Raw genomic sequence first — 6,114 nt, forward strand, 5'->3', positions numbered from 1 at the left:
TTTTTCACGAAGATTACCGCGGGCGGCAGCAGGAATACTCCCCGTACTGACCGCTTTTTCATACATGTTTTTAAGTGCCTTGCGTGAGACCTGATCGCTGCTGCTGTAATAGTTTGCCGTACGGTCCCATGTCGTGGGTACCCCACCGGTGCCATTTCCTTTCGACGGATCAGAAGAATTATTGTTACCCGACTGAGAGCCTGAATTTCCACCGCGATCACCGCCGTTATTACCACCGCTGCCACCGGGCTGTGAAGAGCCGGCATCAGACAGGTTAATACGCGGAGACCCGTCCGGACCGTATGTTACTGCCGGGCCATTAAAATGACTGCCTGTATTTCCGCTGCCGGATGATCCTGAATTACTGCCTGAGCCTGTATTCCCCATGCCGGGATTCTTCCCGCCACCGAATGCGCTGTTGTGGGCGTTATCGCCACCGTTACCACTCATGACTTCATCCTCTTCTTATTTTTGTTGTTTGACTTGTTCTTCTGAGAAATTAGGTGTGCGGTTTATTGCCTGCCGGAAGCCACCGGGCGGGTTCCCTGCAGGCTGTTATAAGTACTCTGCCACACCACAAATACTGTACATAAAAACATGTGTTTATATACAGTTGTTTGATGCTACACCCGAAAAAGTCATATCGTCAACAAGGTTTTCTTTCCCATTATTCACCACCGACTGACAACCTATGACATTCCGTGTTAAAACCGGATGTATGCTCACACACTGGCATACGGGACACACAGGAGACACTGTCACTTTTATGGCATGGCACACAGTTCAGGACGCACTGAAATTAACAGGAAAATCGCGTTCGCAATTATATCGTGACATGGCTAAAGGCCTTGTCAGCTATCGCACAGGGAAAAATGATCGCCGGGAGTTCGAGACCAGTGAACTGATTCGGGTCTATGGTGAGCTGCGCACTCATGAGACACCAAAAAGGCACAATAAGGGACACCCTGAAAATGGTAGTATCCACGAGGAAAATCCGCAGTTAGAGGCCATTCAGCAGAAGCTGGATGCACTTCAGAAAACCGTCACCATGATGCTCGAGGATAAAATCGCGCGGGAAACAGAAAAGCGAGTGCAGGAAGAGGAGCGCAATCAACTGCAGGCGGAAATCAGTCGGTTGACGGACGCGCTGGAGCAGGAAAAAAAGCGGGGTTTCTGGTCGCGGCTGTTTCGCTCAGGTTCAGAGTAACCATACCGGTGACTAACATCCGTTATCGGAAGGTTTAGGCGGAAAAGATGGTCATACAAAGCTGGTGTAAAGAATGCAGGGGGACTCCCAAAAAAACCGCAGCCCCCCAAAGAAAGCTGACCTGATTTACCATAACACCCGTTATCAGCACCACCTGAGAGGCTCTCAGGGCGTTTCTGACGGGAAACCGGTAAAACAGGCAACAAACCACCCGAAAACCCGCCAGAAACGCGCAGGCTCTGTTTTTACGGCATGCATGAGTATGCGCGCAAGTGCATAGCGCGGAAATTGACACCATTCAGCCGGGGTAAGTCCTGTTTCCGGCGTTCTTCCCATCCGAAAACGGTGAACGGGGACGCAATTTATTGCGTGGCCGTGAAGCGTTGCCGGCACAGCCGGAAAACCGGTTTTCAGCACGTTCAGGAATCGGGTTCGTCGACGGCCGGCAATCACGTTATGGCAAGTCGCCGGACGACTCACCACACGATTCACCGGCGATTCGACTCGTGACTTGACTCTAGAGTCACCACGGTCAAAAAAACGCCAAAGCGACGATTCGACTCTAGAGTCAAGTCGTCATAAGTTACTGATAGTGTGGAGTGAGTCGTCGATGACTCTATGACGAGTCGTCGGCAAGTCGTACACGAATCACCGACGACTTGGATTGACCTTACAGAAGGTAATACTGCGTAATTTAATAACAACCAACCGACTGATTTTAATGAGTTATCTGCAAAAATTTAATTTTGCGTGGGGTGTGGATATTTTTAGTGTGAGGAGCGTTCAGAGATCTGGCGATTTTTGGGAAGGTTCACGAACGCCCCGGCATGGCCGGAGAGGAAAACTCAAGCATGGCGGGATCAGGATTTTTTCCAGAATTTCCACCACGGGGAATGGGGTGGTGAAGAAGGTTCGTTCTTGTGCTCCAGAAGCTGCATAGCCTGACGAAGGGAATCAATATGCTCATCTCGAGCCTTAACAGCCCCTTTAAGACCATCGTTTTCAGCTTCAAGTAAAGCGATTCTATGTTGTAAATCATGTAAACCAACGCTGTTAATACCTGTAGATTCTGCGTCACTTTTTACATCATATTTTACAGCATCGATTACACCATCAAGAGAACCAAACACTCTAATAAGCTCTGATGTATCAATAACTTTAATACCCTTCCCGTGCTTTACAACAGAGGTGTAACTTAACTTACCACTGTTAATCATCTTGTAAATAGTAGGGCGACTAACCTTAACAAGCCGTGCTGCTTCACTAATAGACACTCTGGCCATCAGTTACCATCCTGTAATGCATCCAGTCTCGAGGACAGTGTACGGAAAAGATGCTCCGCATCATCGTGGAGTTTCTCACAAAGGTCGGCCTCAGCATCGAGATCAAGCTCGTTAAGCTTCTCCAGCAGGAGCAGAGACTGATTCTGGATGAATTTAGCCATGTTCAGCGCTGTTTTCTGTTGTTTCGTCATAAGGGACCTCAGAGCATCAGTGCTCAGTGTAAAACCGGTAAGGGGGTCGGATGTACGAATGGTTCAGAGAACGGATCTGAGGTAATCCTGTAGTTATTTTGTAGTTTATCTGTAGTCATCGCACTAAAAATCAGGATTAAGTCATCAACTTTTGTAGTTTACCTGTAGTCCGGAAAAATAATCCGTTCATGCTTGCATGAACGAAGCAGTTAAAGACGCTTTTTCGTCGCCGATGCTCCTTAACCTGCGCAGATCACGCGGCCAGAATGATAATTTTTTGCCCCTTAAATGGTCATACACCTAACGCAGCCGCGATTTTCATCGCAACTGCATGAATTAAAAGGTAAAAACTGAAATCCCCGTTTATTCATGTAATACGCAACGTATTACAATCACCTGTAATCACATGAAAATAAAGAAATAAAATGTAATACCGGCGTATTACCCCGTACGCGGGCAAGCGAAAAAGCTATAACGCTTCCCGGCCGACAGGCGGCCCGGAATCCACAGGGGCGTGCAGGTTCTCTTCAGTAACCTGCGCCATTAAATCAAAAACGTCATATTCGCCGGGAAGCGGAGCATCAGTCGCATCCCGTTGTTCATCATACTCAGATGGCATGGGGTGATATCCAGTAGCTGAGAGATTGTTAGCGGGTTTCGGGGCGCAGCCCTGAACCAGTCACGTAGCGCTAGCGGAGTGTATACTGGCTTAATATGTTGGCACGGATGAGGTGGTCAGTGAAGTGCTTCATGTGGCAGGAGAAAAAAGGCGGCACCGGTACGTAAGTAGAATATGCGAGACAGGAGATATTCCGCTTCCTCGCTCACTGACTCGCTACGCTCGGTCGTTCGGCTGCGGCGAGCGGTGCGGGCTTACGAACTGGGCGGAAATGTCCTGGAGAATGCCAGGACAATACTTAGCAGCGAAGAACAAAGGTCACGGCGTTGCCGTTTTTCCATAGGCTCCGCCCCCCTGATGAGCATCACGAAATCAGACGCTCACATCAGTGGTGGCGAAACCCGACAGGACTATAAAGATACCAGGCGTTTCCCCCTGGTGGCTCCCTCTTGCGCTTTCCTGTTCCCGTCATGCGGCATCCGTGTTGTGGTGGAAGCTTTACCTAAATCACCACGTCCCGTTCCGTTTAGACAGTTCGCTCCAAGCTGGGCTGTGTGCAAGAACCCCCCGTTCAGCCCGACCGCTGCGCCTTATCCGGTAACTATCGTCTTGAGTCCAACCCGGAAAGACACGACAAAACGCCACTGGCAGCAGCCACTGGTAACAGGAGTACACGAGAAGATAGATAAGAGGTCTTGAAGTAGTGGCCTAACAGAGGCTACACTGGAAGAACAGTTTTGGTAATGGCGGTCTCGTGAACCCTGTTACCGGGTTAAGCAGTTCCCCAACTGACTTAACCTTCGAAAAACCGCCTCCCCAGGCGGTTTTTTCGTTTACAGAGCAAGAGATTACGACTCATTGAAAAGGATCTCAAGAAGATCCTTTATGGATTGCCATCTGTTTCACTGCCGAGCGTGACACCAGTCACTGTTGATGACGGTGAGACTGCCCCGCCACCGGTATCGCGGACATTATTAACCTGGCATGCTGCCAGCATCATCGAAACCACGATTACATCTAAGAAAAGTACTCTTTTCATATTCAGTCCTTTTATTTTTATAATTATCCGGATGAAAGGAGCCTTCAATGAAGGCTCCTGAAAATCATTACTCTGACTTAAAGCCAGGCTTACCATTTGCGGCTCGCCACTCTTTTACTGTTTTAACAATACCTTCAGGGCTGTCGTCATGACCGGGTTTTGGATAATAGATGAGATCAGAACCGTCAGGGTGTTCAGTTAATTTTTTAAACAACAGGACAGCTTCTGTATGCTTATTTTCGGTGTCATAATCTGCATCACAAATTTTCTTAACAAAAGCCAAAAATTCAGCTTCGGTATATTCAGTAATGTTCTTTTTGTCCATATCATTCACCATTCTTATGAAGATCGATGTGCCTTTTTGGCGTTAAAATTCTAATATTGTCAATATTATAAACGTCCCCACCATCTTTAATAGGCGTGATGTGGTGGAGTTCGTAACGAGTGCGCCCACCAACCTGCTCAGCTTCAGGAGGGAAAGGAGAATATCCTTTACGAAGGGCTTTCTTGTTACTTTCATTGAACTGACTAGTCAACGTTGCTTCTTTTCCAACCTCACCCCATACGGCACGGCGGAACGCATCAAAACTCCCGAACTCACGCCCGCGCAGCTTATCTGCAATCTGACTCGGAATAGGAGCACCATCACCAGTACCAGCACTACCCAGCCAGTTATCACCAGTTTGCTGACCGTTACCACTCGCGGTACCCGGAATGTTACGCGGGTTACGCAGCATGATGTACAGTGGCTTCAGGCCGGAGTCTGACGGGAATATCAGAATAAGGTCGTTAAAATCCAGATCTTCCGTCACCGGGGTCGTTGTAACAGTCACTCCCTGCGGTGCGGAATCCTCACCACCGGTATGCACAATGAATTCCGGCAGCGGAACAGGCCCCGCCAGTCCCAGTGGACCATTGATACCGGGCGCATCCGACGGGCTGACCAGAATGGTCTGACCGGGAACACCGGCCATCGCCGGCAACGCATAACTCCAGTAGCCTGTGGCAGGATCCAGCACGCCCCGCACCACCGGAACATTACCGGCAACAGTCGTTCTGACCAACTGCGTCTCCAGGGTGCCATCATCACGCAATACCATACGACCACGCACCGGCATGCTGACACCGGTTTTTCCGTCAGCCGCCGCGTCCAGCGTCGCAGTATCAGGCAGTGAAAACGCATCCCCCGGCATCATCGCGCTGATATCACGGCCGGGAACGACGTCACTTCCCACACCAACATCACGTGAATACAGCAGGCCAGCAACGGTTACCGCCACCGGCCCGGCCATGCTGGCGGCCATAATGCCACGCAGTTCAGCAAGTGCCGCAGAGATACGTGACCAGACCGCACCTGCCACATCACTGCCTAGAGAAATGCCACCGGCAGAGGCTACGGACCAGGTTAGTGGAGAGGCTGCCGGCGCCTCCGTCGTCGGCAGCCCGCGCACGGACTGGATACCGCTGGATTTCAGTTTATTCACCGCAGCCTGTCTGGCCTGACGGACTTTTTCCTGTTCAGCTGCAATCCGGGCCTGTTCAGCCGCAATGTCTGCCAGGCGCTTTTGCTCTGCGGCCGCAGCCTGCCGCTGACGTTCCGCCTCTTCGGCCTGACGCTGACGCGCTTTTTCCGCAGCCTGAGCGATAGTATCCGCCTGCTGTTTCTGGGCGGCGACAACTGCCTGCTGGGCGTTCGACAGAGCGATGGTCAGACGTTGAACTTCAGCATCAGCTGCCGCGCGGGCATTAGCCAGACGTTTGTCTTCATCCAGCAT

The 6,114-nt window shown here is 50.5% G+C and carries 7 protein-coding genes and 1 pseudogene; 1 reads left to right on the plus strand and 7 read right to left on the minus strand.

Annotated features, from left to right (window positions below; translation table 11 throughout):
- A pseudogene (locus tag USG84_RS23870) lies at positions 1-450 on the minus strand (hypothetical protein); the annotation flags it as partial.
- Between the two features lie 316 nt (positions 451-766).
- On the opposite strand from USG84_RS23870, the gene USG84_RS23875 reads away from it, so the two are divergent.
- Positions 767-1,207 carry an entry exclusion protein 1 gene (locus USG84_RS23875; RefSeq protein WP_110248140.1) on the plus strand — a complete coding sequence of 147 codons (441 nt, stop codon included), beginning with the start codon at positions 767-769 and terminating at the stop codon, positions 1,205-1,207.
- An 860-nt stretch (positions 1,208-2,067) separates the two neighbouring features.
- Here USG84_RS23875 and USG84_RS23880 read toward each other — a convergent pair.
- The 6 genes from USG84_RS23880 to USG84_RS23905 all read right to left on the minus strand — a co-directional run.
- Positions 2,068-2,490 (minus strand): helix-turn-helix domain-containing protein, encoded by a 423-nt coding sequence (locus USG84_RS23880; RefSeq protein WP_064152790.1) that lies wholly within the window; start codon positions 2,488-2,490, stop codon positions 2,068-2,070.
- Complete coding sequence (locus tag USG84_RS23885) at positions 2,490-2,681, minus strand: Rop family plasmid primer RNA-binding protein (RefSeq protein ID WP_000166328.1); 192 nt, start codon at positions 2,679-2,681, stop codon at positions 2,490-2,492. Before USG84_RS23885 ends, USG84_RS23880 begins: the two co-directional genes overlap by 1 nt.
- Before the next feature lie 469 nt (positions 2,682-3,150).
- Positions 3,151-3,300 carry a hypothetical protein gene (locus USG84_RS23890; protein ID WP_166479530.1) on the minus strand — a complete coding sequence of 50 codons (150 nt, stop codon included), beginning with the start codon at positions 3,298-3,300 and terminating at the stop codon, positions 3,151-3,153.
- An 883-nt stretch (positions 3,301-4,183) separates the two neighbouring features.
- Positions 4,184-4,339, minus strand: coding sequence for a colicin release lysis protein (locus USG84_RS23895; protein ID WP_049224158.1), 156 nt, complete (start codon positions 4,337-4,339; stop codon positions 4,184-4,186).
- Between the two features lie 67 nt (positions 4,340-4,406).
- The gene (locus USG84_RS23900) at positions 4,407-4,664 is read right to left on the minus strand and encodes a bacteriocin immunity protein (protein ID WP_045337636.1); all 258 of its coding nucleotides are present in this window, start codon (positions 4,662-4,664) and stop codon (positions 4,407-4,409) included.
- Between the two features lies 1 nt (position 4,665).
- On the minus strand, positions 4,666-6,114 hold a 1,449-nt coding region (locus tag USG84_RS23905), incomplete at its 5' end, for an S-type pyocin domain-containing protein (protein ID WP_110248139.1).

The sequence above is a fragment of the Enterobacter sp. 168J2 genome (assembly GCF_034107265.1).
GTDB classification, from domain to species: domain Bacteria; phylum Pseudomonadota; class Gammaproteobacteria; order Enterobacterales; family Enterobacteriaceae; genus Enterobacter; species Enterobacter nematophilus.

Bases quoted from the DNA above. Each gene is read 5' to 3' on its own strand.
- USG84_RS23875 (WP_110248140.1), top strand. From the start codon at position 767: ATGGCATGGCACACAGTTCAGGACGCACTGAAATTAACAGGAAAATCG.
- USG84_RS23880 (WP_064152790.1), bottom strand. From the start codon at position 2,490: ATGGCCAGAGTGTCTATTAGTGAAGCAGCACGGCTTGTTAAGGTTAGT.
- USG84_RS23885 (WP_000166328.1), bottom strand. From the start codon at position 2,681: ATGACGAAACAACAGAAAACAGCGCTGAACATGGCTAAATTCATCCAG.
- USG84_RS23890 (WP_166479530.1), bottom strand. From the start codon at position 3,300: ATGCCATCTGAGTATGATGAACAACGGGATGCGACTGATGCTCCGCTT.
- USG84_RS23895 (WP_049224158.1), bottom strand. From the start codon at position 4,339: ATGAAAAGAGTACTTTTCTTAGATGTAATCGTGGTTTCGATGATGCTG.
- USG84_RS23900 (WP_045337636.1), bottom strand. From the start codon at position 4,664: ATGGACAAAAAGAACATTACTGAATATACCGAAGCTGAATTTTTGGCT.